Here is a 24,389-nt window from a genome sequence, read left to right as displayed (position 1 = left end):
TATGGCTCGCCCAACAAAGTATCAAGAGGCGTATGCCGAGCAGGCTCGCAAATTGTGCTTGCTGGGCTATACCGACGCAGAACTTGCTAGCTTCTTCGAGGTTAGCGAGGCAACGATCAACAACTGGAAGCTCGAACATCCTGAGTTTTTAGAGTCCATAAAAAAGGGAAAGGCTGTAGCTGATGGGGAAGTGGCAAGCACCCTGTTCAATAGAGCAATTGGATATACAGCAAAAGAAAAGCGAGAAGAGAAAACCGCTGACGGGTTTAAGGAGGTAGATGCAGAGAAGCATGTACCTGGCGATGTCACGGCGATGATCTTCTGGCTTAAGAACCGCCAGAAAGATAAGTGGAGAGAGAAGCAGGATGTTAACCATACATCCGATGACGGCTCCATGACGCCAAAAGCACCGGTGTATAACGTGGTGAAAAGCGAGACGCAATGACAGATCAATGCAGCATTCCTGAAGCGTTTGAGGAATACCTGCAGCCAGCCAGATTTAAAGTTGCTCATGGCGGCCGAGGTTCCGCCAAGACGCGAACGTTTATAACAATCCTCCTCAATAACGTCATCTATCACGGATGGAAGCTTATCTGTTTTCGCGAGTACATGAAGTCCATTAAGGAATCATGCTATGCGGAAATCGTTGAAGAGATTAATCGCCGCAACTTGCACTCACTGGTGACGGTTAATAAGACTGAAATATTCGCCAATAGCGGTGGGCGTATCAGCTTCGACTTCCTTCGGCTAAACGTGGAAAACATCAAGGGTTACGCAAACTTCGATGCCGCGCTTGTTGAGGAAGCCGAGAACGTGTCCAAGGACTCATGGGAAACACTTATCCCAACGGTACGTAAAGAGTATTACAGCGCTGAGTATGGGCGGATAGTTGAGTCAGAGATATGGGTGGCATACAACCCGAAAAACAGGCTCAGTGATACCCATCAGCGATTTGTTACCAATCGCATCTACCCAGACTATGACGAAAACGGTAATCGCTACTGCATCGTTAAGCAGATCAACTACACCGCCAATCCATGGTTCCCGGAAACTCTACGCAGGGATATGGAGATTATGAAGAAGGCTAACCATGAGCTTTACCGGCATGTGTACCTTGGTGAGCCCGTGGGTGCGTCAGACATGGCAATTATCAAGTTTGAATGGTTAGAGGCTGCAACTGACGCGCATATCAAACTCGGATGGAAAGCAAAAGGCGCGGTGATTGTTGCGCATGACCCATCAGATACAGGTCCAGACGCTAAGGGATATGCGATGCGGCATGGTTCAGTCGTTAAGCGCATTCAGGAAGGTATCCATATGGATATCAACGAAGGCGCGGACTGGGCTGCAGATTTGGCTATTAATGACAATGCAGATCACTTCCTCTGGGATGGTGATGGCCTCGGCGCTGGCCTGCGTCGTCAAGTTACTGACTCATTCGCTGGCAAGAAGATCACCGCAACCATGTTCAAAGGTAGCGAGTCCCCATTCGATGAAGATGCTCCGTATCAATCAGGGGCGTGGGCTGATGAAGTGGTTCAGGGCGACAACATTCGCACCATCGGCGATGTATTCCGAAATAAGCGCGCACAGTTTTACTACACCCTGGCTGACAGGCTCTATCTGACGTACCGCGCCGTTGTTCACGGTGATTACGCAGACCCTGACAGCATGCTCAGCTTCGACAAGGAAGCTATCGGCGAGAAGATGCTTGAAAAGGCATTCGCTGAACTCACGCAGATACAGCGCAAATTCAATGGCAACGGAAAGCTTGAGCTTATGACGAAGGTAGACATGAAGCAAAAGCTCGGCATCCCGTCACCTAACCTGGCCGATGCCCTGATGATGTGCATGCATTGTCCGGCGATGGCGCCAGAAGAAACGGAAATCTACGTTCCCTCATCCTCCGGTTGGTAAACATGGCAGAGACATTAGAGAAAAAACATGAGCGCGTCATGCTCAGGTTTGACCGCGCCTATACGCCGCAGCAAGACGTGCGCGAGAAGTGCATCGAAGCTACGCGATTCGCTCGTGTCCCTGGCGGTCAATGGGAAGGAGCAACAGCAGCGGGAACCAAGCTTGACGACCAGTTCGAGAAATACCCGAAGTTCGAAATCAACAAGGTGGCCACTGAGCTTAACCGCATCATTGCCGAGTATCGGAACAACCGCATCACTGTGAAGTTTCGTCCTGGCGATCGCGAAGCAAGCGAAGAGCTGGCAAATAAATTGAATGGCCTGTTCCGCGCTGACTACGAAGAGACTGATGGCGGTGAGGCGTGCGATAACGCATTTGATGATGCAGCTACCGGCGGCTTTGGCTGCTTCCGCCTGACATCGATGCTGGTCAATGAATACGACCCTATGGACGATCGCCAGCGCATTGCCATTGAGCCGATATATGACCCATCTCGCTCAGTATGGTTTGACCCTGACGCGAAGAAATACGACAAGTCAGATGCTCTTTGGGCGTTCTGCATGTACTCGCTCTCGCCTGAGAAGTACGAGGCTGAATACGGCAAGACTCCGCCTGCATCACTCGATATTTCTACGGCGTCGCTATGGAACTATGACTGGTTTCAGCCAGAAGTGGTTTACATCGCCAAGTATTACGAGGTGCGCAAGGAATCGGTTGATGTCATTAGCTACCAGCAGCCGCTGACTGGAGAAATCGCCACCTACGATAGCGACCAAATCGAAGATATCGAGGATGAGCTTGCTGAGGCTGGATTCGTAGAGGTTGCGCGCCGATCCGTGAAGCGTCGTCGCGTCTATGTGTCAGTGGTTGACGGCCAGAACTTCCTTGAGAAGCCGCGCCGCATACCTGGTGAGCACATCCCGCTTATCCCGGTATATGGCAAGCGTTGGTTTATCGACGACATTGAGCGCGTCGAGGGACACATTGCCAAGGCTATGGATCCGCAGCGCCTGTATAACCTCCAGGTTTCAATGCTGGCTGATACGGCAGCGCAAGACCCCGGCTCTATTCCGATCGTTGGCATGAAGCAGATTAGGGGGCTTGAGAAGCACTGGGAAGCAAGGAATAAGAAGCGTCCGGCATTCCTGGTTCTTCGAGAGCTAGAAGATAAGGCTGGAAATGTTATCGCTCCAGCCACTCCAGCAGGTTATACGCAACCAGCAGTGATGAACCAGGCATTGGCAACGCTACTGCAGCAGACCAGCGCTGACATTCAGGAAGTGACCGGCGGAAGCCAGGCAATGCAGCAGATGCCGAGCAACGTAGCCCAGGAAACTGTTAACAACCTGATGAACCGCGCCGACATGGCATCGTTCATCTACCTGGACAACATGGCGAAGAGCCTGAAGCGTGCCGGTGAAGTCTGGCTGTCTATGGCGCGAGAGGTTTACGGCTCAGAGCGTGAAGTTCGCGTGGTTAACGAAGACGGCACCGATGACATTGCTCTGATGAATGCGCAGGTCGTTGACCGCCAGACTGGCCGAGTGGTTGCGCTGAACGATCTATCTACGGGACGCTATGACGTCACCGTTGATGTCGGCCCAAGCTATACGGCAAGGCGCGACGCTACGGTATCTGTTCTGACCAACGTCCTTAACTCTATGTTGCCAACCGATCCGCTTCGACCAGCTATCCAAGGAATCATCATGGATAACCTGGACGGAGAAGGGCTGGAAGACTTCAAAGAGTTCAACCGCAAGCAGCTTCTGACCTCTGGTATCGCTAAGCCGCGAAACCAGGAAGAGCAGCAGATCGTCCAGCAGGCGCAGATGGCAGCGCAGAGCCAGCCTAACCCTGAAATGGTTCTGGCACAGGCTCAGATGGTTGCGGCCGAGGCAGAGAACAAGAAGGCTGATAACGCGACGCGTGAAACCGTCATTAAAGCGTTCACAGCCCAGCAGGATGCTCAGGAAAGTCAGGCTAACGTTGTCTACAAACTTTCCCAAGCACAGAACATCAACAAGAAAGGGGTTATGGATGCAATTCAGCTCCTGAACGACCTTCTTAAATCCCAGCAAGAACAAATCCCCACATCACCACAGTCACCGGCAGACTCAATGCCGAGTTAACCAGGAGTAATCAATGGAAAGCGAACTGATCATCGACGGTCAGGTTATTAACCTGTCTGAAAAACAGGAAGAAGCCGAAGAAGTAATCACTGAAGCAAAGGAAAATCCTGAGGATAAATCACAGGAAGAACCCGAGCAGAAAGAGAAAAAGGCCGAAAGTGAACAGCCCGAAGAGCAGCCAGAGGATTACTCACTGCAAATCGGTGATGAAGAAATTAGCCTCAACCCTGAAGAAGACGATCACATTGATGGGCAGCCAGCTCCTCAATGGGTGAAAGAGCTTCGCAAGGGCTTCAAAGAAACACAGAAAGAAAACCGGGAGCTACGCCGCCAGCTTGAGCAGATTCAATCCAAGCCAGCAGAAGCGCAGCAACCACAATCAGACGTAATTCCTCCAAAGCCGACTCTGGAGTCGTGCGAGTACGACGAAGCAGCGTTTGAGCAGGCGATGACTGATTGGCATGAGAAGAAGGGCCGTGCTGAGCAGGTTAAACAACAGCAGCAACGTCAGCAGCAGGAATTACAGCAACGACTAACAGAACGCCTTACGAAGCATCAGGAGCGAGCATCAAAGCTTCCGGTGAAAGACTATCGCGAGATGGAAGATATCGTTCGTCAGGAGATTCCGGTTATCCAACAGGAAATCCTGATTCATGCCGCCGACGAAGGTTCAGAGCTCGTTGCTTATGCACTGGGCAAGAACCAACAACTACGCCAGCGTGTAGCCGCTGAGACAGACCCAATTCGCGCAGCATTCCTCTTAGGCCAGATTAGCCAGCAAGTGAAGTTGGCACCGAAGCCTAAGAAAGCCATCAAGCCAGAGCCGGAGGTTCGTGGTGGCGGCGCTGATGCGAAACAAGATGATTTCAACAAACTCTGCCCCGGCGCTAAAATCGAATAAGGAACAGCTAAATGGCTACCAATGATTTAAACAGTAACGTCAGTCAAATCGTCCTGAAAAAATTCCTGCCTGGTTTCATGTCCGACCTGGTATTGGCAAAAACCGTAGACCGTCAATTGCTGGCTGGAGAAATCAACTCCAATACCGGCGATAGCGTAAGCTTCAAACGTCCTCATCAGTTCTCATCGCTGCGCACTCCTACCGGTGACATCTCCGGTCAATCGAAGAACAACCTGATCTCCGGCAAAGCAACTGGCCGCGTCGGCAACTACATCACCGTTGCCGTTGAGTATCAGCAACTGGAAGAAGCTATCAAGCTGAACCAGCTGGAAGAAATCCTGGCTCCGGTTCGTCAGCGCATCGTAACAGACCTGGAGACTGAGCTGGCCAAGTTCATGATGAACAACGGCGCACTGGCTCTGGGTAGCCCCAACACGCCGATCAACAAATGGTCTGACGTGGCTCAAACCGCATCATTCCTGAAGGATTTGGGCGTGGTTGAGGGTGAGAACTATGCGGTAATGGATCCGTGGTCTGCCCAGCGCCTGGCCGACGCGCAATCTGGTCTGCACGCTGCCGACCAATTGGTTCGTACGGCCTGGGAAAACGCGCAGATCTCCACTAACTTCGGCGGAATTCGCGCACTGATGTCTAACGGCCTTGCATCCCGCACGCAAGGTGCATTCGGTGGCACGCTGACAGTGCAAACCGCTCCGACCGTGACCTATAACGCGGTGAAAGATACCTATCAGTTCCAGGTAACACTGACCGGCGCAACCGCATCTGTAACTGGCTTCCTGAAAGCTGGCGACCAGATTAAGTTTACCAACACCTACTGGCTTCAGCAGCATAGCAAGCAGGTCCTGTATAACGGCTCTGCACCTATCAGTTTCACTGCGACCGTTCTGGCAGATGCAAACTCCACCGCTGGCGGCGCGGTTACGGTTACGCTGTCAGGCGTGCCGATTTATGACGCCACAAACTCACAGTACAACGCAGTAAGCCGTCAGGTTGCCGCAGGCGACGCGGCGACAGTAATCGGCACTGCAAGCCAGACCATGAAGCCGAACCTGTTCTACAACAAGTTCTTCTGCGGCCTGGGCACCATTCCTCTGCCAAAACTGAACAGCATCGACTCTGCAGTCGCAACTTACGAAGGCTTCTCTATCCGCGTGCACAAATACTCGGACGGCGACGCCAACGTGCAGAAAATGCGTTTCGACCTGCTGCCAGCTTACGTGTGCTTCAACCCACACATGGGCGGCCAGTTCTTCGGCAATCCGTAATCAAGAGGGGCTTCGGCCCCTTTATTTTTGAGGTGTACATGTTTTTGAAAATTAGCCAAAAACAATGCGTAACTGCCGAGTATTACCCGATCAAGTCGGTGGTATCAATTACCACGATTCAGGATGGCGAGTTTGACACTAGCGAAATTGTGGCAAAGGTAAGATTCAACAACGATGCCGTCACGATTTACAAATATCAGAATGCGTGGCTGGTGAACGATGAAGGCAGCGTACTTGAGGTAATCAACCGAGACTACATGTGGAGCTAAATATGGATCGCATGAGCATCTTTATAGCTGCTGATAACGAAGCTGGCCATGTTCAGGCTGTAATCGCAGAGAAAGATTTCCCAATTTACGAAAAGCTCGGCTTTGTGGCTTCCGTTGACGACATCAAGCCGGTTGTTAAACGTGGGCGCAAGGCGGCTGACAATGGCAACGACTCTGACAAAGGGTGAGATCGTCTTATTCGCTCTCAGAAAACCCGCAGTAGCTTCAAACGCAACTCTAACTGATGTAGAGCCTCAATCTGTCGAGGATGCCATTCATGACCTAGAAGACATGATGGCAGAGTGGATGATCAATCCCGGTAATGTTGGTTATTTGTTCGCGGCGGATGGCGAGGAGCCGTTACCAGACGATGACTCTGGACTGCCGCGCAAATATAAGCATGCAGTTGGCTATCAGCTAATCCTCCGTATGCTATCTGATTATGGCGTTGAGCCATCGCCTCAAGTTCTAACTAATGCTCAGCGTTCATATGACGCGCTGCTGACTGATACGCTCGTTGTCCCGTCAATGCGCCGACGCGGAGATTTCCCGCTTGGGCAAGGCAACAAATACGACGTGTTTACCATCGACAGATATTACCCAGGCGATCTTCCCCCGATTGACGGCGATATTCCAAATCAGTAGGTGACACATGCCAATCCAAAAGCTGCCATTAGCCAAAGGCCTTGGCAAAGACTACCGCAATGCTGATTACGTCGATTTACTGCCTGTGAACATGCTAGCGACGCCAAAGGAAGTTCTGAATGCATCAGGGTATCTGCGCTCCTTTCCAGGCGTAGCGAAGCGCTCAGACGTTTCTGGAGTGTCTCGCGGTGCTGAATACAACACTGTAGAGAATGTCGTCTATCGTGTGGCGGGAACGAAAATATATCGCGGCAATGAAGAGCGTAATGATGTTTCTGGTGGCGATCGGGTAAGCATGGCGCATAGCGCAACAAGCCAAGCGGTGGCATCAAACGGAACGATGACCCTTTATAGATACGATGGGTCAATTAAAACACTCCAAAACTGGCCGCCTGATGTTGGGGGTACTGCGTTCCCTCAATATGACATCGGCGAGGTTAGGGATATCTGCAGGTCTCGCGGTAGATATGTGTGGGTTAAAGATGGAACTCAGACATTCGGCGTAACCGACCTTGAGGATGAGTCACACCCAGATAGATTCCGTCCGTTTTACACTGCAGAGAGTCAGCCGGATGGGATTATCGGCTGCGGTATCTGGCGTGATTTCGTAGTGATGTTCGGCAGTAGCACTATCGAGTACTTCTCGCTTACCGGAGCAACTGATACATCTTCCGCGATATACGTCGCGCAGCCATCCTTGATGGTGCAGAAGGGCATTGCAGGCACTTACTGCAAAACTGAGTTCATGGATTCGTTCGCCTTCATTAGCCATCAATCTACTGGCGCGCCATCCATCTACATGATCAGCAATGGGCAAGCTTCGCAGATTGCCACCGCAACAGTGGAGAAAGTACTGCGTAGCTATACGGCTGAAGAGCTGTCCACGAGCGTGCTTGAGTCAATTCGGTTTGATAGCCATGAGCTGCTGATTGCCCATCTTCCTCGCCACGTCCTGTGCTATGACGCTACCGCCAGCCAGGGCGGCCCGCAATGGTGCATCCTGAAAACCGGTCTATTCGATGACGTTCACCGCTCTATCGATTATGTGTTCGAAGGTAATCAGGTAACGGTAGGCGACAAGTTAGAGGCCGTCACGGGCGCGCTTAAATTCGACTCATCTGCTCAATACGACAAGCAGGCTGAACATCTGTTGTTCACGCCGATGTTTAAGGCCGATAACGCCAGGGTGTTCGACTTTGAGCTCGAGTCTGCAACTGGCGTGTCTCAGTGGGCTGAGCGCCTATTCATCTCGGCAACGGTTGATGGCTCAAACTATGGCCGTGAGCAGATGGTAGATTACAACGCACCATTTATCTACGACAAACGGGCCATCTGGCGTCGTATTGGTCGCGTCAGAAAAAATATCGGCTTCAAGGTGCGCGTGATTACCCGCTCGCCGGTAACACTGTCTGACTGTTCGTTGAGGATAGAATGATGGCTGATGATGGATTGAAAGAACCGGTAATCATCCAGGCTACACGCATCGATGCTACGCTCCTTCCTCGCAATATCTTCTCCCAGCCTTACCTGCTTTACGTTATTCAGCAGGGAACTGACCTGGGCAACGTGGCGGGGAAGGCAAACGAGGCTGGGCAAGGGGCATGGGATGCCCAGAAGAGGAACGATGAGCAGGATTTGGTGCTGGCAGACCACGAAACAAGGATAGAGGCAGCAGAGCAAACGCTCATCAACCATGAGCAAAGGATATCTGCGGCTGAAACTACCCTTGCGGATCATGAGGCCAGGTTAACGGCTGCAGAGGCAGAACTTGCCAATCATGAGGCAAGGATTTCAGCCAATGAGGCCGAACTTGCTAACCACGAAACTCGCATAACCCAGAACACAACGGATATTGCAGGCCTGACCGTTCGCATGGTTACGGCCGAGAGCAATATCACGTCACTGCAAACCAATGTCGCCTCATTGACAACGCGAGTTACCACTGCAGAAGGCAATATCACAACGCTGCAGGGAAAGGTTTCCACCATCGAAACCAACTATGTATCCAAGGCTGTCTCAACGAGCCAATCGGTGCAGGCCTCTGGCGGTTCGTTCCTTGTAGGTAATGTAGCGACACCGACCACTGACAAGCTTCAAGTTGGCGGCAGCGTGAATGCAGTTTCGTACAAAGTGGCAGGAATTCAGGTTGTCGGGAATCAGCAAACAGGATGGACGGCTGCAACCGGAACGGCAAACAAAGGGTCGTTCAACGCAGATCAGTCATACACCATTGGTGCTTCATATTCGCAGTCAGAGGTGCAAGCTTTAGCAGATGCGCTTAAAGCGGCATGTCAGCGAGTCAAGGCGCTAGAGGATATGGCCAGAGCACATGGGTTGATTAACTGATGATTGAGTTCAAACCAACACGAAACATCGACCTGATTGAAGCCGTAGGAAATCATCCAGACATCATCGCGGGCAGTAACAATGGCGACGGATTCGATTATCAACCCGGACATCGTTATTTCGAGGTGCATGTACATGGCCAGTTCGGTGGAATCATCTACTTCCACGAAATCCAGCCACTGACTTTCGACTGTCACGCGATGTATCTGAAAGAGGTGCGAGGATTCAGCCAGAAAATCGGTTTGGCCTTCTGGCGATTCATCCTGGCGAATTTTAACGTGCAATGCGTTACATCATTCGCCGCGCACAAATTCAGGCATGGTCAGATTTACTGCACGATGCTTGGCCTCAAGCGTGTCGGCACCATCAAGAAATACTTCAAAGGCGTTGATGACGTCACTTTCTATTCCGCTACTCGCGAAGAGCTGACGGAGTTCCTGGAACAGCACTCCAAATAGGAATCACGCTATGTTTGATGTTTTTGAAAACAGCCGCTGCGGAAACTCCAAGCGGATGAAAGAAAGCCGCATGCGCAAAGGTGGCAAAGGTGGCGGCAATAACGGCGCTGGCGCTGCAGCGGATGCAACGAAATACGCTGCTGACCTGCAAAACCAGCAGTTCGAGCGCATCATGGGCAACCTGGCTCCATTCACTCCACTGGCTCAACAATACATCGGCCAACTGCAAAACCTCTCCACACTCGGCGGACAGCAATCAGCGCTGAACGATTATTACAACTCCGGCCAATACAAAGACCTAGCTAATCAGGCGCGATACCAGCAACTGGCATCAGCTGAGGCAACCGGCGGCCTTGGCAGTACCGCTACCAGCAACGGATTAGCGACAATCGCTCCTACGCTGGGGCAAAACTGGCTTTCAGGCCAGATGAACAACTATCAGAACCTGGCAAACATTGGCCTTGGCGCGCTGCAGGGTCAGGCAAATGCCGGAGCTAACTTCGCAAACAACGCCGGACAGCTCTCGATGCAAGGCGCATCGCTGGCCGCTGCTAACGCTAACCGCCCATCAGGATTCCAGCAGGGGATCGGTGGCCTGACAGGTGGCGCTATGTCTGGCGCGGCTCTTGGCAGCATCGTTCCTGGGTTGGGTACTGGATTAGGCGCAGCTATCGGCGGTGGCCTGGGCCTGCTTGGAGGGTTGTTCTAATGGCTACATGGCAACAGGCTGGTAACTCTGGTGGCCTGCTTGCGGGGATTGGCGGCATGAATGCCAATGCCCCACAGGCTAGCGATATCAATGCCACGTTAGGCCTGATCCGCGATAACAATGATATCGCTCGCTCCGGCGCGAACAACGTTGCTCTTACCGGTCTGCGCGGGCTGGCTGGCGTCGCTGATATTTACAACCAGCAGCAACAGCAAGAAGCTCAGAATGCTTTCAATCAAGCGCACGCCGACGCATGGAAAACTGGAGACGTGTCATCACTTCGCGATTTCGCCGCAGCCAACCCTGCATTCGTCACCCAAGCGCAACAAGCTGTTGCCGGGCTTAATGAACAGCAGAAAAGCGACATGACAAATCAGGCAGCAGGATTGCGACTGGCATTATCTCAAGGACCAGAAACCTATGGCCAGTACCTCCAGAAGAATGCTGGTGATTTGTCGCGCATTGGTGCTAATCCGAATGTGTTGGCGCAGATGGGAATGCAGAACCCGCAGGGAGCTGCACAGCTCTTTGACACGCTTGGCCTTGCTGCACAGGGCGATAAGTATTTCGATATCGTCGGAAACAACGCCAAGCTTCAGCAAACCGGACAGATCGCACAGGCAAATCTCAACCTTGGCCAGCAGCGACTGCAGCAGCAAGCAGCTTATCAGCAAGGCCAGCTTGAGCAGGGGCAGCAGCAGCTAAATCTTACGGCTCAAAAGAACCAGGCGGATAACGCCAACAAGCGCCTAGAGCTCAGCCTGAAAGCGGGTGAGAACAGCGATAAATCCCTTGCCACGCAACAAGCGTCGGTGCAGAAGATGCAGGACTATGTCGGGGCTCACCAAAGCAACGTCAATAACGTGGCTGGGATGTATGACACCGTGAATCAAGTCAAGGCCATTCCGCCCGATGTATTTGATGGCGTGTTCGGGTTCGGTGGAACGGTTAATTCGCGAATTCCTGGGACGCAGTCAGCCGACGCATGGGCGAAGATCGAACAGATGCAAGGACAAGCCCGATTGATGGGCGTAATTGGCATGAAAGGGACTGGTCCAGTTTCAGATTCAGAGGGGCAAGCTGCAGCTCGAGCGTTCCTCGCCATAAACCAAAACATGTCACCAAAGGCGGCGCGTTCGGCAATTGATAACTGGCAGCGTGTTCTGCAGCGTCAGACTTCATACCTGCAGAAGCAACAGCCGGTAGTTGATACCTATCAGCAGAAAATCGACGCCTTCAATAATTCGCAGAGCGGGAGTGGATCAGCTCCGCGCGCTGGCATGAGCGAAGGTGGATATACCTTCCTTGGCGGCGACCCAAGCAATCCTAATAGCTGGAGAAAAGACTAATGGCAGGCCCATGGGAAAAGTATCAGAACGCAGCACCGGCCGAATCTCCTTCCGATGGGCCATGGACTAAATACCAGCAGCCGCAGCAATCGCCACCGCAACAAGGTGGCGATGTTGTTTCTGATGCTGAACAGCGCTTCGGAATCCCAGCGGGATTGCTCGGAGCGGTAATCAGCAAGGAAAGCAGTGGCAATGCTAATGCGATGAGCGGCAAGGGTGCTATCGGCCTTACGCAGGTAATGCCTAACACCGCTCGCGGGATGGGTTATGACCCAGAAGAGTTGAAGCGCAATCCTGCTATGCAGGTGGAGGCTGGGGCGCGCTATTTAAAGCAGATGATCGACGCTCACGATGGCAACGTATCTGCAGCTCTGGCTGCGTATAATTGGGGGCCAGGAAATGTCCAAAAATATCTGCGTGGTGAGAAGACTCAGGTTCCAACCGAGACGGTCAATTACGTCAATGATCCTCGCTTTGCCCAGTGGACTCAGCAAGTAGCTCCAGGCTCTGATGATGAGCTCGCTCAGTTGGCTCAGCAATCAGCGCAACCATGGGCGCAGCAAGCTCCTGCGCCAACTGCATCGCAGAATATTGAGCAGGCAGCTAGGGGTTTGGCGAACATCCCGTTCGACATCCTACAGGGTGGGGCAAACCTCGTAAACGCTGGTAGCAGAGCAGTTGGCGCCGGCGATGTTCTTGATCCGGTTTACAGGCCGGTAAGTCGCCCAACAGACCCTTACGCACAGGCTGGCGAAGCCATCGGTAACTACCTAACGCCAGGTGTAGGCCCAGTAGCTGGCGCAATGATTGGATCTATTGCTAACGCGGGTAATGAACAGGGTGATTTTGCGGCTAATGCATCAAAGGAAATGCTACTGAATGCTGCATTACTTGGAGCGCCTGCAGCATTGCGCGGTATCAGAGCTATGTCTGGTGCTAGAACCGGCGCCACGCAATCAGCCGCTGCAACCCCATCGGCAATTGAGACAGCGAATGACGTCTCCAATCTCGCAAGGACAGCTGCAGGGCGTGACGTGCTTGCCAGTCAGGCGGCTAATGTCACAGACGACATCGCAAGAGCAGCAGAAACCGCTGGAGTGGATATCAACACCTTGACGCCAGGAATGCGCTCAGGAAGCCGTGGAGTTGCTCAGGCAGAGGGTGCTCTAGCATCGACCCCAGGTGTTGCTCAGGATGCGCATCAGGCTGCATTTAACGAGATTGCCTCTAAGTTTAACCAAAACCTTGATGATCTCGGCGCTGCGGCAGGTACCGCATCAGAAAAAAGCTCATCCATAAAGCAGCGAATCATGGGGAACCTTGATGAGATGAAAAATGCTGAGCGTGCCGCGTGGGATGATGTAAGGGCGACAATGCCCAATCAGAAGATGCCACTAAGCAACGCCAATGCCGTTATCCAAGGAGAGCGGTCTGCTGGCGTTCCGCTTAGCCCTGAAATGAAGCAACTCTTGGGGGCAAATCGCGGCGGGGTAACGTTTGATGGGATGAAAGCTTGGCGGGCGAAGTTTGCTGACGCAGAGCAGAAATACATCCGCAGCGGAGAGGCTAACGCAGCTCGTCGAGCTGGAGAGGTGCGCAGGGCGATCACTGATGATATGCGTAACATGGCAGAGCAGGGAGGGTTTATTGATGATTGGACGCGCGCCAATGACCTTTCTAAGGCGAGATTGACGGCGCAAGAAAATGCAGAATCAATCTTTGGGCGCGGGCTGGCGAATGACGTTCTGGTAACTAATGGAGTTAAGGCTCTGCAGTCATCATCGACTAAAGGCCTAAATGGTCCATCAGGGTTTCACTCGATCATTTCAGCACTTCCAGAGGCCGAGCGAGTCCCTGCGATATCTTCAATCCTGCAAGACGCAATCTCACATGGAGTGAGGGGAGGGAAGGCTGATGCGGCAGGGATTAACCATATCGCGACGCTGCTAACCCCTCAGAACGTTAATGCCATCAATCGATATTCTAAAGATTTAGGTCGAATTGCTGATGCATATGGAACCCTGGCAAGAGCAGCGATCAAGCCTCAGCAGTACGTTGAAAAAACCGGTATTACTACAGAGGTATTTAAGGCTCTAGATTCAGGCCTGCCAAAGATAGCTCAAACTGTTCTTGATGCGACTGGCAACTCAACTGCTGGCGCTGTTGTAGGTGCCACTGGGGGAGGAGTTATAGGCGCTACGGTAGGCGCTACTGCAGGTGCAGTAATCAAGAGCACAGTGGCCAAGATATCTAAAACAAGGAGTGGACGATACGCGATTGAAAAGGCTATTCAGGAAGCAACCAAGGCCGTTAAATCTGGAGCAACACCTCAAGCAGTCGCTGAAGCAGAACGCAGATTCATGGCTAATAAGGTGGCCGTGAAGGCGATTAGAGATGCAGTAGGAAGCGAGGAATTTGAGAGGCTAGCCCGCTCAGGAATCGTGGCATCTCTGAGCGGAATGAATGGAGAGTAATGAGCTAATGCCATGGAGGGCGTCAGATTAAGATTTTAGCAAGCTCTTTGTTAAATCCTCTAGCCTCTCCTGGGTATCTGCCAAATAAGATTTTTGTAAATACAGATACAACAAGAACCGCTATGCTAAGCGCTAACTGAAGTATCATTGGAATCCACAGAGCCAGGGCCTCCATAGGCATAAATCCAAAAACCTTACCCGCAATCATTAAAAAATACCAAATGGTAATCATTATGCTTATTGGTAAATGAATTGCTTTAATCAAAGCTCCAATTGCATCAGTAATTCTGTTTTCGAACTTTGCTTGCGAGAACTTGTTTCTTAGGTAGGATAGTGACTCTTCATTGTTCTCTGTGTTTCTAGCGCTTTTACCTATAGCCATTGAAACTTCTTCTATTCTATCATTCATCCTTTTTTCTTCTAAGTGTGATGAAAATTTCATCCATGCAATCTGAATAGCTATCCCAATGATTAATGTTAATATTACATGAATTGAGTAAATCACAGAGTCATGCATAGTCATTTTTCCTTGCTGTAGATAACCTTTAGTGTTTCAAATACCATGTTTTTTACTTTTTCAGCCTGCTTAGAAGCTAATATCTCGGCATCATCCTGATATCCAGATGGAGCCCTTGTGGTAGCAAGTGCATCCTCTACGATGCGCAAAAGTTCAGCATTCATAGACCTGCCATTAAATGAAGCTCTAGACTTTAATTTTTCCCTTACTTCTAAGGGCATTCTGAAATTGAAGTGTGGGTCATTTCTAGCCATAAATGCAATCCTCAACCAAAAGTTGGCATCATAGATTGCAGTTGACTCGCTCACAATAAGTCCACCGTGGACTCATTATCGGAAAAGTTATGTAATTTCACCTAGTTAAACGCATCGATCGTTGTCGCCGATCAATATCAAGTTATTGATCTGTAGTTCCAATTTGATGATTTACCCACCGATTAGTAGTGTCGTGCATAGCAGTACAAAAGGTGGAAAAAATGAGATGGAATCGCCGTAACGCCTGGCTTGCAGTCGTAGCATTTTGCTTAGCATTCTGGGTAATGATCATTCTAATAATTCACTACATGTAACAGCATCCAACACCAGGGCCCGGCTAACTTAGTCGGGCTTTTTTTATACCTAAAAACCACCGCAGGCGTGACCTGTGGGGATTCCTCACGCCTGGAGAAAAGAATGGCTGAAACCACCCCTAGCGTAGTAGTAAGCATGCCTACTCAGCTGTTCACGCTGGCTAGAGCATTTAAAGCTGCGGCAAATGGACGGATTTATATTGGTAAGATTGATACCGATCCGACCATTCCCGAGAATCAGATTCAGGCATATCTGGAAAATGAGGATGGGACATCTGTACCTGTAGCCCAGCCAATGATGATAGGGCAGGCTGGTCTACCGGTGTACAACGGTCAGATAGCCAAGTTTACAACGACAACGACGCACAGCATGGCTATCTATGATGCTTATGGCGTTAAGCAGTTCTACTTCCCTAACGTTCTAAAATACAATCCTGGTGAATTTGCTGGCCCTGGTGGCGCTGGTAAAATCGGCATTGGTTATCCTGAAGGAACCACCTTCAACTACTCAACAGTGCAGGCAGAGCTTGGGTATTCGCTGGACATGTTTGGAGGCGACCCAACAGGCGTTAACAATAGCTATGATGCTATGACCAGGGCATTGGCTTTTCTTGCCACTTCAGATGCAAAATTCAAAGTTCTGAAACTTCATGGTAAATACAAGATTTCAGGCTCAACTGGCTTCACACTGCCATCAGGTGTAAGCATTGTTGGTAATCATGAAGGCATGACGCAGGGGCCGCAAACCGAACAAGTATGGCCGCAAGATTACGCTTACGACTCAACGCTGATTATTGACTTGCCCCCGGGCGTTGACTGTTTTACAGCCACAGCTAATAACGTGTTTGCAGGCTTCAGCGTTATTTACAACCAGCCTCAGTCCGTGGCTACTGCTGCTGATTTTATCCAGTATGGATATTTTATCCGAAGCAATTATCGCTCTATGGCGTTGGTTAATATGCGCTATGCCGGAGCTTACAACTGGGCGTACTTGCAAGGGGAATGCCCATTCGTTGAAAACGTTTATGGCTATGCGATTAACATCGATTACCGCGTTCATCGTTCTGCTGACGTAGGCCGGTTTAGCAATGTTCACATTAACCCTAACGTAACGCGTCCTGCTTGGTCGTTTATTAATGCCGCAGCGATGATCCCCACAAGTTGTGCATTCCATTTCACCGAACATGATGGGATGTTTATTAATGACACTCACGTATTCGGCAAGAACAAGGTGGTCATCAATAACCAGAACGGCACGGCGCGGCTTTGTACGGTTAATGGCAGCAACTGGTTGGTTGACAAATGCGGAACATTACTGAAAAGCGACATCAATAGCGGTCTTACCTGGGGCGTAAACAACGGTACGTTTATCTCACGTTACTGCTCTGAAGGTGGTGGCGTCATGCTGACAAACCCACTTGCAACTCAGGTTTCTGGGTATCAGTTCGACGGTTGGAAATTCCAGATAGATGCAGATACCAGTCCAGTAACTGCAGTGGGCCCACTTCCTGCTCGGTGGTTTAACTTTGGCACGGCATCAGGCTGCAGGGTTTGGCTGAATAACTTCATTGTCCTGGCGATGCCTAACATGGAGTTCAATAACGATGCGCAAAGCAACCTGATTGAAGGCTCTGCGACAGTCGGCACAAGAACAATCATCTTTGATAACAAGCCAAAAAACCGCCTAAGTAACGTATGGCTGGCATCTGTAGACCCGGCCACGCTGATTCCGTATGGATATGCTGCTGCAGGTAGTAACATCACTATCAACAGGAACGTTGTTACTTCTACCAATCCGGCATCTTCAAATGGCGTTGGCATATCTCAGCGCGTATTCACATCGTTTACAGGCGCTTGCTCAATTTGGGTGTATGCGTCGTCTGTAGGGGATTCTGTAGGCGTATCAGCGACCGCATACCTGGCTGATTTCGGCAGCCCAATTGTGTTCCCTTCAACAGGTCCAGCCAAGTGGGAGCGTTTTGGCAATGAGTATCTGGCGAGGATTTCTATCCCTGCCAGCACCAACCGGGTTATCTGGGATGTCGTGGCAGCAGCACCATCAGCGACCGGCGGCCTGCTTGTTCTGTCAGACTTCAACATGACGGCTGATAACCCATTAACCTACTGGCATGGCGCGCCAGAAGTTCAGCTGCAAGCTCAGCAGATTAATCAGAACTCAGGAACTATGACTGTCACCCCTGGCGTTGCAACTGAAGTGCCAAGATATCTATGGGCTTCAGATGTTGGGGCGATCATCGTTCATGTTCGGACTGCTAACTCTGCGCTGATCGTCGCCCTAACAAAGCGCATGGTGGCTTTTGATGGCACTCTAAACATAATCAGCCAGCAGGCCGGTTCTGAGACTGTGACTGTTGCATGGCCATCTGGAGCAGGTAAGCGCCCAACAATCATGTGCTCTGCGAATAGCACTGCAATGGTGACGATTTCAGGGGTGTGATTGATGTGGTAACCACAACCGAACGGTTATCTAAATGACCGTGAGGTTGTGGCTCTAAGGTTGGACAGATCTGGGACAAGGATGTTTTCACATCACTTCTGCTGACATGGCTTTTATAAATCATTCAGCATGGGGCATGCATGGGGCAAAAAATTACCGCAAAGCAACTCAGAGCACCCTAATGCTGTGAATCGGTTTGCGGCAATGCATTGCTAAATACCTAGAAATTACTTACATCAACTAGCTTCCTGTTATCATCTCCTCATATCATGAATATGCCGGTGTGATGAACGTACCGTCCATTTTTCAGTGAAATTTGGCTCGGCGCTGTTAGCCTATGGCGATGGTTATAGGAGGGATAGGATAATGTGTAAATTGCTGTGCCTTGCTCTGGCCATGATGGCGTTGTCTGGATGCGCCGGCCAGAATGATGATTATTCATCGGCGCAAAAAATGGCGCCTCATCAGGATGCCGGCAAAGAGTGGAAGGCGTTTGTCGCGCCGCTGTCGGTGAAGACACAGTCGCCCGGCGAGCGTGAATTGAAACGCGCCGCCCGGCAATACTGAAGCCGTGACGCCAGTCGATGGACAAAAAAAGCCAGCTATCGAAATAGCTGGCTGAAGGTGCGATAAAACATTTATGTGATGTAGGAGCGCCGACGCACGTTCGAGGTGCGTCAACGCGAACATCATATTTGTTATGTTATAACAAATCAATGCTGCCGTGCGTTTGCCTCAGCCCGCTAACGCCACGATGCGCTGGTGGGCGCTTGCCAGCCCCTGGTCGCGGCCGTGCGGTTTCATGTCCAGCCCTTCGGCATAGATGAATTGCACGTCGCCGATCCCCATCAGCCCCAGCACTGAGCGCAGGTAGGGCGTTACGGCGTCGGTCGGATGCCCGGCGTGCATGCCGCCGCGTGAACTGAAGACCACCGCATTGACGCCTTCCACCAGCCCCACCGGGTAGGTGGCGGTATAGTTGAAGGTCATCCGGGCGCGGGCCACCAGATCGAACCAGTTTTTCAGCTGAGTCGGCACGTTGAGGTTGTACATCGGCGCCCCGATCAGCAACAGGTCGCTCTCTTTCAGTTCGGCAATCAGTTGATCGGAGAGCGCCACCGTGGCTTTGGCGCGCGGGCTGACATTTTCCGCACCACGCAGCGCGCTGAACAGCTCGCCGTCCAACACCGGCAGATCCAGCGCCGTCAGATCGTGTTCGACGATCCGATCGTTGTATCCTTTCGCTTTGCGCGCCGCCAGATAGCGGTCAATCAGGTTATTGGTCTGCGAGTCATTTCCCATAATGCTGGATTTGAGAGCCAGTATTTTTTTCATGCTGCTGTCCTCTGACGGTAATCTGTGGTTTTCACCGGGGACTCCGGAATGACTGCAGATTATCATTGCTTAATGTTCACCAGTGGTGATAGGTTTTCACCTAATTGATTCCATATTGGCAACATTAAGATGAAAAGCGATCTGAGTGCGCTGCCGGCCTTTGTTGCCGTAGCGGAAGGCGGCAGTTTCGCCGCCGCCGCAGAGAAACTGCATCTGACGCGTTCTGCGGTCAGCAAAATCGTGTCGCGTCTGGAGGCGCGGCTGGGCGTAATGCTGTTTATGCGCACGACGCGCAGCCTGAGCCTGACGGACGAAGGCGCGCTGTACTATGAACACTGTCGACAGGCATTGGCGAACGTTCAGGCGGCGGAAAACCAGCTCGACAGCGGCAAGATGCAGGTCAGCGGCCGGCTCAGAGTCTCGGTGCCGGTGCTGTTCGGCCACCTGTGCATTGCGCCCTTGTTGACGGCGCTGGCGAATGAGCATCCGTTACTGACGCTGGAAATCTCATTCAGCGACCGCAGGATCGATCTCGTCGATGAGGGATTCGATCTGGCGGTGCGCATCGGCGAACTGGCGGACAGCGGCAGTTTGGTTGCCCGACGTTTGGGCGAACACGGCATGCTCCTGTGCGCGTCGCCCGACTACGTGCGGCGCTGCGGCGAGCCGAGCACGGTGGAAGCGTTAAGCCGGCATCAGGCGGTGGGGTATCTGCACGCCGGCGCCGTGCTGCCGTGGCAGCTGCGTGGCGAAAACGGTGAGCTGCAATCGTTCAGCCCCCCGGCCAAGATGATGATGGATGATATGCAGGGGATCGTCGATGCGATATCCGCCGGCGCCGGCGCCGGCATTGCCTGGCTGCCGGAGTGGCTGGTGCGCGAGCGGCTGATGGCGGGGACGTTGGTGGAGATCATGCGCGGTGAGTCCAACCTTAGTTTCCCGGTCAACGTGGTGTGGCCCTATATGCCTTACCAGCCGCTCAAGGTGCGGCTGGCGGTGGACAAACTGGTGGCTGAGCTGCCGATCAGGCTGACGCGAACCGCGATAACCTGAAATTTGCATGTATCGGCAAACATTAACGACAGGCGGACGTTGGATTTACTTGCTGTGCGGCGAACTCAGCGCCGCAGGCTGTGTTTTCCCCGTTAATAAACAACAGAATATGAGCACCCAGATGAACCCGCAAGAGTAGTCGGGGTTGGCAGCACAAGAGCCTAAAAATGCCGAGAAAAGCATGAATTTAAGCACTGAATGGGCCTCGCTGCCGATAATGTTTCTTTGGGAGCGAATAATCTTGGATATGATAAAACCGACTAATAGGAACGACCCTATTACCCCAAAGTTAGCAATGAGAGAAAGCGCGAGAGATGAGATTCGCACGCTGCCGATGCCAGCTCCCAGCCCAAATGTATTGTACATAATTTCAAGAGCATTGTAGTTGGAGGCAGAACGGACGAGGTTAGAGACCGTTTGCGCTTTTTTATCTGCATACGCTGTTATTTTATCCAGGAATAAAATAAAAGTGAGCTTTGAAACAATGATGAGTGAAATTGAAAATAGAACTTTCTTTACCAGATTGAAACGCGGGCTGAAAATGAATGTGCCACACAGTGATGTAAGTAGGGTGAAATAACCTGATGTAGAGCCATTTTTAATCAGGAAAAGCATCATTAAGATAGAGAGCAGTTTCAATCGGAATCCCTTGGCCATCAAGAGAGGGACTATCGTTGCGCCGATGAAAATACCGGCGAATGAAGGCTCACCAAAGGTGCCGCTCAGTCTGGAGTCGAAAATAGCATTGGCATTATGCATACTATTATACATTATAACCTGTATAGCATGCGCGACCGGTCTGGCCAGAAGCCAGACTAAGCAGTAAGCGGAGAAGACCAGCGTAGTGAAAATGATGACTCTTAGTGCATACTCTGCCGTTATTTCATGGCGTTTTACATAAATAACATACAACGTCAATAGGTTTAGAGTAATCAGCGCCAGTTGTTTAACATTGTTGTTCCCCCATATAAGCGAGAAGCCTTTATTTGCATAGTTAGCTTCAAAGCTATAAGCAGAGGAGTAGACTCTCATTCCCTCAAATAGATGGGTGAAGGCATAAGTAGTGAACCAAAATAGTATAATCAACGCCAAGGATTGAATAAAGACCCTGTGCTTGATGTTCAACACGGACTCACTGTCCTTGGAGGTGAAAATAAACCTTATAATCAACACTAGTTCAATGAAATAAAATACAGGCAGGCTATTATTCCCTGTATTGATAATAGCGCTTGATTGAAATATTGAAGCCAGTATCAGCAGGGCAAAAATAGTTCTGTGGTGTAGGAAAAAAGTGGCGAAAGCAAGAGCCAGCCAAACAAAACTTAATATGTTCACATTATATTCCCTAAATTACTTATCCTGTGTACCATCACCTGGCTTAAGATTTAATTAGTTATAAAAAGCAGGGAGGCGCGCGATATCTTACTTCACCAGGCTGGAAAAATCCATCATTAATAACAACATATTCATAGGGTTATAGAGTATGTTAAGTAGTCTGCGAATGATTGGATAGGTTCGCTAATGATTTTGGCCGATGGGGCTCGCCAGAAAGACCATGAAATAGGGAGGCGTGTTCTGATGATGTGAGCGCAGAAAGAGTACTGATGAGTGATTGATTAGATTTTCTAATTAAAGTTCGCCAAGAGCAAGTGACCATTGTAATGATTCATAAAGAAGCCACATAAGGCATGTTGTGAGAATCAATGTTTCTGCCACAGACTTTAATTTTTCGATGAAGGTGCTTTTTCGTCGCATTTTAGGTTCGCTTTTATGTTGCCCATTTGTATGAAGTGGCAGTATAGCAGGCGCATTTTAGGGGCTCGTTAAAATAAGAAATTCCTTAATAATGTGATGGTAAATTGAGCAGTGGTTTGGGGGCATCAATAAGTAGGCTCCGGCGGAACCGAACATCCTGGAAAGGTGCCCGCGTCGCTGTCGGGACGCTGAGGGGGAATTTATCGGTGAGAAGGAATTATACAGACTCTCCCGTTCCCCCCTGCCTCTCCTGGTTGATCTGGGTGAGACAATAATTGATTAACCGGCCCCATAAGTCTATTCGATGGCCGGTTCCATAATCCTTTGGTGGCCGCGAATGGCGGTAGGCGCGAAACCGAAGCGTTTGCGAAAACGTTCGGCGAAACGCGACGCGCTTTCATAACCCACATGCTGCGCGATGGCGGAAATCGGCCAGTCGGTCGATTGCAGCAGGGCCAGCGCGCTGCTCATCCGGACGTCGATCATCAGGTTGCGCAACGCGGTGTTTTCCATCGACAGTTTGCGGCGCAACATCACTTCACTCATCGACAGGCTCTCCGCGACTTTGGCCGCCGTCCAAATGCTGTGCGGATCGGTCGCCAGGCAGCGACGCACCCGCTGCGTCAGATCCTTGGCTTCGTTGTGAATAAAGCGAATGCCGAATTGGGCCAGCCACAGCAGAATTTCCAGCATTTTGTGCCGCACGATGATGGTGGGAAAGCGTTGCCGCAGCGTCAGCGCCAGGCCGGTGGTTTCAAAACTGTGCTTTAGGGCGCAGGGCAGATTGCGCAGCGCCAGGACGGCATCGAACGGCATCGCCGCCGGCGTTTCCTCGGCCGGAGGTTGGACGGTGAGCAACAGGGGATCGCAGGTCAGCAGTTGGCAACTGAATACGCCGTCTTCGGACGGGCCGTTAATAATGTCCACCGTTTGCCCGCCGTCGATAATCAACAGCTCGCCGGGATGAGCGACCACTTCGTGTTGTTGCCAGCGTACGCGCTTATGGCCTTGTTGTATCAGATACAGATGTGGTTGCTCAAAATAGACTGAAGGGAATAATAATTCAGTATACTGAATGATGTGCGCTGAGGCGCCAATTCCAGGACAGAGATTAATTGTACGTTCCATCGATATTCATTTCGCAGCCATTATCTGGGAATATCTTTACGCTTTGATCCGCGCTGGAGCAACATTTTTCCATGGGCCGTGAAACACAGCGGCGAGTTTTATCTATCAAAAATCAATTTCCTGATGAACAGAAAACGTCCGTGTCGGGATGATGTTTATCCATTAAAGTGAGAGCCAGGCTCGAAGTGCGCATTTTACCAATTACCCATAAACTGAATAATTCAAATGCCATAGATTAATATCCTAACGTAACCCGAGGGTAATAGCGCATAGTGCTATTTAATCCATTTTCGTCAGTATTGTCGATCTTATCGGACCTGTGGCTCTCCCAGCAGCAGCGCGCGGTCATGAAACTGGCCGTAGGTGTTGTTGACCACGTTTTGGCGCGTTGACTGTTCAATAAGCGTTTTCAGCTCATCCATCCGTTGCTGCAACAGACGTTTGAGCTCGGTTTCGTTGTCGAGGATCTGTTGCAGCTTATTGCGCAACATCTCCTGCAACGCCATGGACGGGCCGGCTTGCCCGGTAAAGGCGGCGGTTTTTTCCACCGCCGTCACGTAGGCGAATTCAAGCTCGACGAGCTCTTCCCAGCGCCCGGTTTGCGCCAGCGCGATCATCTGGCTGCTCAGGGTGTAAATTTGTTGATAAGCGGCTAACAGCTGCTGTTGACGTTCCATTACACGGCGTCCTGCGAAGGTTGGTAGTTGGGGCCGATCTGGCGCCAGGCGTCGGCGATGTTTTCCAGCAGTTTGACCACCTCGGCAATCGCCGCTTCGTCGTTGTGCAGATTGGCCTGCATCAGGCGACGCTTCATATAGTCGTATAACGCCGCCAGGTTTTCGGCGATCTCGCCGCCCTGCTGAGGATCGAGGCCGCTTTTCAGGCCGTTGTCGATGATGTTGATGGCTTTGGAGAGCGCCATGCCTTTGCCGGCGATATCGCCCTGGTTCATCAGGATGCGTGCGCGAAGCAGGGCGCTGAGCGCCCCGTCGAACAACATCACGATTAACTGGTGCGGGCTGGCGCTCATGGCGCCGCTTTCCAGACTGACCTGTGCATAGGCCTGAGTGCCGCTACGGTTATACATGCTGT

The 24,389-nt window shown here is 51.2% G+C and carries 24 protein-coding genes; 17 read left to right on the top strand and 7 right to left on the bottom strand.

Annotation, left to right across the window (positions count from 1 at the left end):
• Nucleotide 1: 1 nt before the first annotated feature.
• Genes ACORQT_RS14645 through ACORQT_RS14580 form a run of 14 tightly spaced genes read left to right on the top strand, consistent with a single transcriptional unit; the run spans nt 2 to nt 14,483 of the window.
• Nucleotides 2-445 (top strand): hypothetical protein, encoded by a 444-nt coding sequence (locus ACORQT_RS14645; RefSeq protein WP_060451870.1) that lies wholly within the window; start codon nt 2-4, stop codon nt 443-445.
• On the top strand, nt 442-1,917 hold the full coding sequence (locus tag ACORQT_RS14640) for a PBSX family phage terminase large subunit (protein ID WP_444859203.1): 1,476 nt from the start codon (nt 442-444) through the stop codon (nt 1,915-1,917). Before ACORQT_RS14645 ends, ACORQT_RS14640 begins: the two co-directional genes overlap by 4 nt.
• A 2-nt stretch (nt 1,918-1,919) precedes the next feature.
• Nucleotides 1,920-4,046 (top strand): portal protein, encoded by a 2,127-nt coding sequence (locus tag ACORQT_RS14635; protein ID WP_444859202.1) that lies wholly within the window; start codon nt 1,920-1,922, stop codon nt 4,044-4,046.
• Nucleotides 4,047-4,059: 13 nt separating this feature from the next.
• Nucleotides 4,060-4,947, top strand: a complete 888-nt coding sequence (locus ACORQT_RS14630) for a phage capsid protein (protein ID WP_444859201.1) — start codon at nt 4,060-4,062, stop codon at nt 4,945-4,947.
• Nucleotides 4,948-4,958: 11 nt separating this feature from the next.
• Nucleotides 4,959-6,233: a P22 phage major capsid protein family protein gene (locus tag ACORQT_RS14625; RefSeq protein WP_444859200.1), complete on the top strand. Its 1,275-nt coding sequence runs from the start codon at nt 4,959-4,961 to the stop codon at nt 6,231-6,233.
• A gap of 38 nt (nt 6,234-6,271) precedes the next feature.
• A complete protein-coding gene (locus tag ACORQT_RS14620; RefSeq protein ID WP_444859199.1) occupies nt 6,272-6,502 on the top strand; it encodes a hypothetical protein in 231 nt (76 codons plus the stop codon).
• Nucleotides 6,503-6,504: 2 nt separating this feature from the next.
• On the top strand, nt 6,505-6,690 hold the full coding sequence (locus ACORQT_RS14615) for a hypothetical protein (protein WP_444859198.1): 186 nt from the start codon (nt 6,505-6,507) through the stop codon (nt 6,688-6,690).
• A complete protein-coding gene (locus ACORQT_RS14610; protein WP_004940081.1) occupies nt 6,665-7,147 on the top strand; it encodes a packaged DNA stabilization gp4 family protein in 483 nt (160 codons plus the stop codon). Before ACORQT_RS14615 ends, ACORQT_RS14610 begins: the two co-directional genes overlap by 26 nt.
• Nucleotides 7,148-7,154: 7 nt before the next feature.
• Nucleotides 7,155-8,582, top strand: a complete 1,428-nt coding sequence (locus ACORQT_RS14605; RefSeq protein ID WP_444859197.1) for a packaged DNA stabilization protein — start codon at nt 7,155-7,157, stop codon at nt 8,580-8,582.
• On the top strand, nt 8,582-9,493 hold the full coding sequence (locus ACORQT_RS14600) for a phage tail protein (RefSeq protein ID WP_444859432.1): 912 nt from the start codon (nt 8,582-8,584) through the stop codon (nt 9,491-9,493). Before ACORQT_RS14605 ends, ACORQT_RS14600 begins: the two co-directional genes overlap by 1 nt.
• Nucleotides 9,493-9,951, top strand: coding sequence for a DUF2824 family protein (locus ACORQT_RS14595; RefSeq protein ID WP_444859196.1), 459 nt, complete (start codon nt 9,493-9,495; stop codon nt 9,949-9,951). The genes ACORQT_RS14600 and ACORQT_RS14595 overlap by 1 nt, the downstream gene beginning before the upstream one ends.
• Nucleotides 9,952-10,006: 55 nt before the next feature.
• The gene (locus ACORQT_RS14590; protein WP_444859431.1) at nt 10,007-10,660 is read left to right on the top strand and encodes a DNA transfer protein; all 654 of its coding nucleotides are present in this window, start codon (nt 10,007-10,009) and stop codon (nt 10,658-10,660) included.
• Complete coding sequence (locus tag ACORQT_RS14585) at nt 10,660-12,009, top strand: phage DNA ejection protein (RefSeq protein WP_444859195.1); 1,350 nt, start codon at nt 10,660-10,662, stop codon at nt 12,007-12,009. Before ACORQT_RS14590 ends, ACORQT_RS14585 begins: the two co-directional genes overlap by 1 nt.
• The gene (locus ACORQT_RS14580; protein WP_444859194.1) at nt 12,009-14,483 is read left to right on the top strand and encodes a lytic transglycosylase domain-containing protein; all 2,475 of its coding nucleotides are present in this window, start codon (nt 12,009-12,011) and stop codon (nt 14,481-14,483) included. Before ACORQT_RS14585 ends, ACORQT_RS14580 begins: the two co-directional genes overlap by 1 nt.
• Nucleotides 14,484-14,505: 22 nt before the next feature.
• Here ACORQT_RS14580 and ACORQT_RS14575 read toward each other — a convergent pair whose 3' ends face one another.
• Both ACORQT_RS14575 and ACORQT_RS14570 read right to left on the bottom strand, forming a co-directional pair.
• Nucleotides 14,506-15,000 carry a superinfection exclusion protein A gene (locus ACORQT_RS14575; RefSeq protein ID WP_444859193.1) on the bottom strand — a complete coding sequence of 165 codons (495 nt, stop codon included), beginning with the start codon at nt 14,998-15,000 and terminating at the stop codon, nt 14,506-14,508.
• Between the two features lie 2 nt (nt 15,001-15,002).
• On the bottom strand, nt 15,003-15,254 hold the full coding sequence (locus tag ACORQT_RS14570) for an Arc family DNA-binding protein (RefSeq protein WP_444859430.1): 252 nt from the start codon (nt 15,252-15,254) through the stop codon (nt 15,003-15,005).
• Between the two features lie 417 nt (nt 15,255-15,671).
• Between ACORQT_RS14570 and ACORQT_RS14565 the strand changes: the two genes are divergently transcribed.
• Together ACORQT_RS14565 and ACORQT_RS14560 are read left to right on the top strand one after the other, a co-directional pair.
• On the top strand, nt 15,672-18,026 hold the full coding sequence (locus ACORQT_RS14565) for a phage head-binding domain-containing protein (RefSeq protein ID WP_444859192.1): 2,355 nt from the start codon (nt 15,672-15,674) through the stop codon (nt 18,024-18,026).
• Between the two features lie 366 nt (nt 18,027-18,392).
• Entirely contained in the window at nt 18,393-18,593 is a 201-nt protein-coding gene (locus ACORQT_RS14560; RefSeq protein WP_042784812.1) for a hypothetical protein, read from the top strand.
• 168 nt (nt 18,594-18,761) lie between these two features.
• On the opposite strand, the gene ACORQT_RS14555 is transcribed toward ACORQT_RS14560, so the two are convergent.
• The gene (locus tag ACORQT_RS14555) at nt 18,762-19,361 is read right to left on the bottom strand and encodes an FMN-dependent NADH-azoreductase (protein ID WP_042784811.1); all 600 of its coding nucleotides are present in this window, start codon (nt 19,359-19,361) and stop codon (nt 18,762-18,764) included.
• A 129-nt stretch (nt 19,362-19,490) separates the two neighbouring features.
• Here ACORQT_RS14555 and ACORQT_RS14550 point away from each other — a divergent pair, with 129 nt between their 5' ends.
• A complete protein-coding gene (locus tag ACORQT_RS14550; protein ID WP_042784809.1) occupies nt 19,491-20,414 on the top strand; it encodes a LysR family transcriptional regulator in 924 nt (307 codons plus the stop codon).
• Between the two features lie 45 nt (nt 20,415-20,459).
• On the opposite strand, the gene ACORQT_RS14545 is transcribed toward ACORQT_RS14550, so the two are convergent.
• From ACORQT_RS14545 to fliS, 4 genes are all read right to left on the bottom strand, one after another.
• On the bottom strand, nt 20,460-21,749 hold the full coding sequence (locus ACORQT_RS14545; RefSeq protein ID WP_042784808.1) for a hypothetical protein: 1,290 nt from the start codon (nt 21,747-21,749) through the stop codon (nt 20,460-20,462).
• A 717-nt stretch (nt 21,750-22,466) separates the two neighbouring features.
• Nucleotides 22,467-23,297 carry a helix-turn-helix transcriptional regulator gene (locus ACORQT_RS14540; protein ID WP_033650875.1) on the bottom strand — a complete coding sequence of 277 codons (831 nt, stop codon included), beginning with the start codon at nt 23,295-23,297 and terminating at the stop codon, nt 22,467-22,469.
• A gap of 308 nt (nt 23,298-23,605) precedes the next feature.
• A complete protein-coding gene (gene fliT / locus ACORQT_RS14535; protein WP_033643504.1) occupies nt 23,606-23,974 on the bottom strand; it encodes a flagella biosynthesis regulatory protein FliT in 369 nt (122 codons plus the stop codon).
• Entirely contained in the window at nt 23,974-24,384 is a 411-nt protein-coding gene (fliS, locus tag ACORQT_RS14530) for a flagellar export chaperone FliS (protein WP_004934758.1), read from the bottom strand. The genes fliT and fliS overlap by 1 nt, the downstream gene beginning before the upstream one ends.
• Between the last annotated feature and the right edge of the window lie 5 nt (nt 24,385-24,389).

Origin of the sequence: Serratia sp. (in: enterobacteria), from assembly GCF_052400455.1 — a bacterium.
Classification (GTDB): Bacteria; Pseudomonadota; Gammaproteobacteria; order Enterobacterales; family Enterobacteriaceae; genus Serratia; species Serratia ureilytica.
This window is presented reverse-complemented; position numbering and strand designations above follow the sequence as displayed.

Coding starts and splice junctions, on each gene's coding strand:
- ACORQT_RS14555 (WP_042784811.1), bottom strand. CDS start 19,361: ATGAAAAAAATACTGGCTCTCAAATCCAGCATTATGGGAAATGACTCG.
- ACORQT_RS14540 (WP_033650875.1), bottom strand. CDS start 23,297: ATGGAACGTACAATTAATCTCTGTCCTGGAATTGGCGCCTCAGCGCAC.
- ACORQT_RS14570 (WP_444859430.1), bottom strand. CDS start 15,254: ATGGCTAGAAATGACCCACACTTCAATTTCAGAATGCCCTTAGAAGTA.
- ACORQT_RS14565 (WP_444859192.1), top strand. CDS start 15,672: ATGGCTGAAACCACCCCTAGCGTAGTAGTAAGCATGCCTACTCAGCTG.
- ACORQT_RS14575 (WP_444859193.1), bottom strand. CDS start 15,000: ATGCATGACTCTGTGATTTACTCAATTCATGTAATATTAACATTAATC.
- ACORQT_RS14640 (WP_444859203.1), top strand. CDS start 442: ATGACAGATCAATGCAGCATTCCTGAAGCGTTTGAGGAATACCTGCAG.
- ACORQT_RS14590 (WP_444859431.1), top strand. CDS start 10,007: ATGAAAGAAAGCCGCATGCGCAAAGGTGGCAAAGGTGGCGGCAATAAC.
- ACORQT_RS14625 (WP_444859200.1), top strand. CDS start 4,959: ATGGCTACCAATGATTTAAACAGTAACGTCAGTCAAATCGTCCTGAAA.
- fliS (WP_004934758.1), bottom strand. CDS start 24,384: ATGTATAACCGTAGCGGCACTCAGGCCTATGCACAGGTCAGTCTGGAA.
- ACORQT_RS14600 (WP_444859432.1), top strand. CDS start 8,582: ATGGCTGATGATGGATTGAAAGAACCGGTAATCATCCAGGCTACACGC.
- ACORQT_RS14645 (WP_060451870.1), top strand. CDS start 2: ATGGCTCGCCCAACAAAGTATCAAGAGGCGTATGCCGAGCAGGCTCGC.
- ACORQT_RS14630 (WP_444859201.1), top strand. CDS start 4,060: ATGGAAAGCGAACTGATCATCGACGGTCAGGTTATTAACCTGTCTGAA.
- ACORQT_RS14580 (WP_444859194.1), top strand. CDS start 12,009: ATGGCAGGCCCATGGGAAAAGTATCAGAACGCAGCACCGGCCGAATCT.
- ACORQT_RS14585 (WP_444859195.1), top strand. CDS start 10,660: ATGGCTACATGGCAACAGGCTGGTAACTCTGGTGGCCTGCTTGCGGGG.
- ACORQT_RS14605 (WP_444859197.1), top strand. CDS start 7,155: ATGCCAATCCAAAAGCTGCCATTAGCCAAAGGCCTTGGCAAAGACTAC.
- fliT (WP_033643504.1), bottom strand. CDS start 23,974: ATGGAACGTCAACAGCAGCTGTTAGCCGCTTATCAACAAATTTACACC.
- ACORQT_RS14615 (WP_444859198.1), top strand. CDS start 6,505: ATGGATCGCATGAGCATCTTTATAGCTGCTGATAACGAAGCTGGCCAT.
- ACORQT_RS14595 (WP_444859196.1), top strand. CDS start 9,493: ATGATTGAGTTCAAACCAACACGAAACATCGACCTGATTGAAGCCGTA.
- ACORQT_RS14610 (WP_004940081.1), top strand. CDS start 6,665: ATGGCAACGACTCTGACAAAGGGTGAGATCGTCTTATTCGCTCTCAGA.
- ACORQT_RS14620 (WP_444859199.1), top strand. CDS start 6,272: ATGTTTTTGAAAATTAGCCAAAAACAATGCGTAACTGCCGAGTATTAC.
- ACORQT_RS14560 (WP_042784812.1), top strand. CDS start 18,393: ATGTGTAAATTGCTGTGCCTTGCTCTGGCCATGATGGCGTTGTCTGGA.
- ACORQT_RS14550 (WP_042784809.1), top strand. CDS start 19,491: ATGAAAAGCGATCTGAGTGCGCTGCCGGCCTTTGTTGCCGTAGCGGAA.
- ACORQT_RS14635 (WP_444859202.1), top strand. CDS start 1,920: ATGGCAGAGACATTAGAGAAAAAACATGAGCGCGTCATGCTCAGGTTT.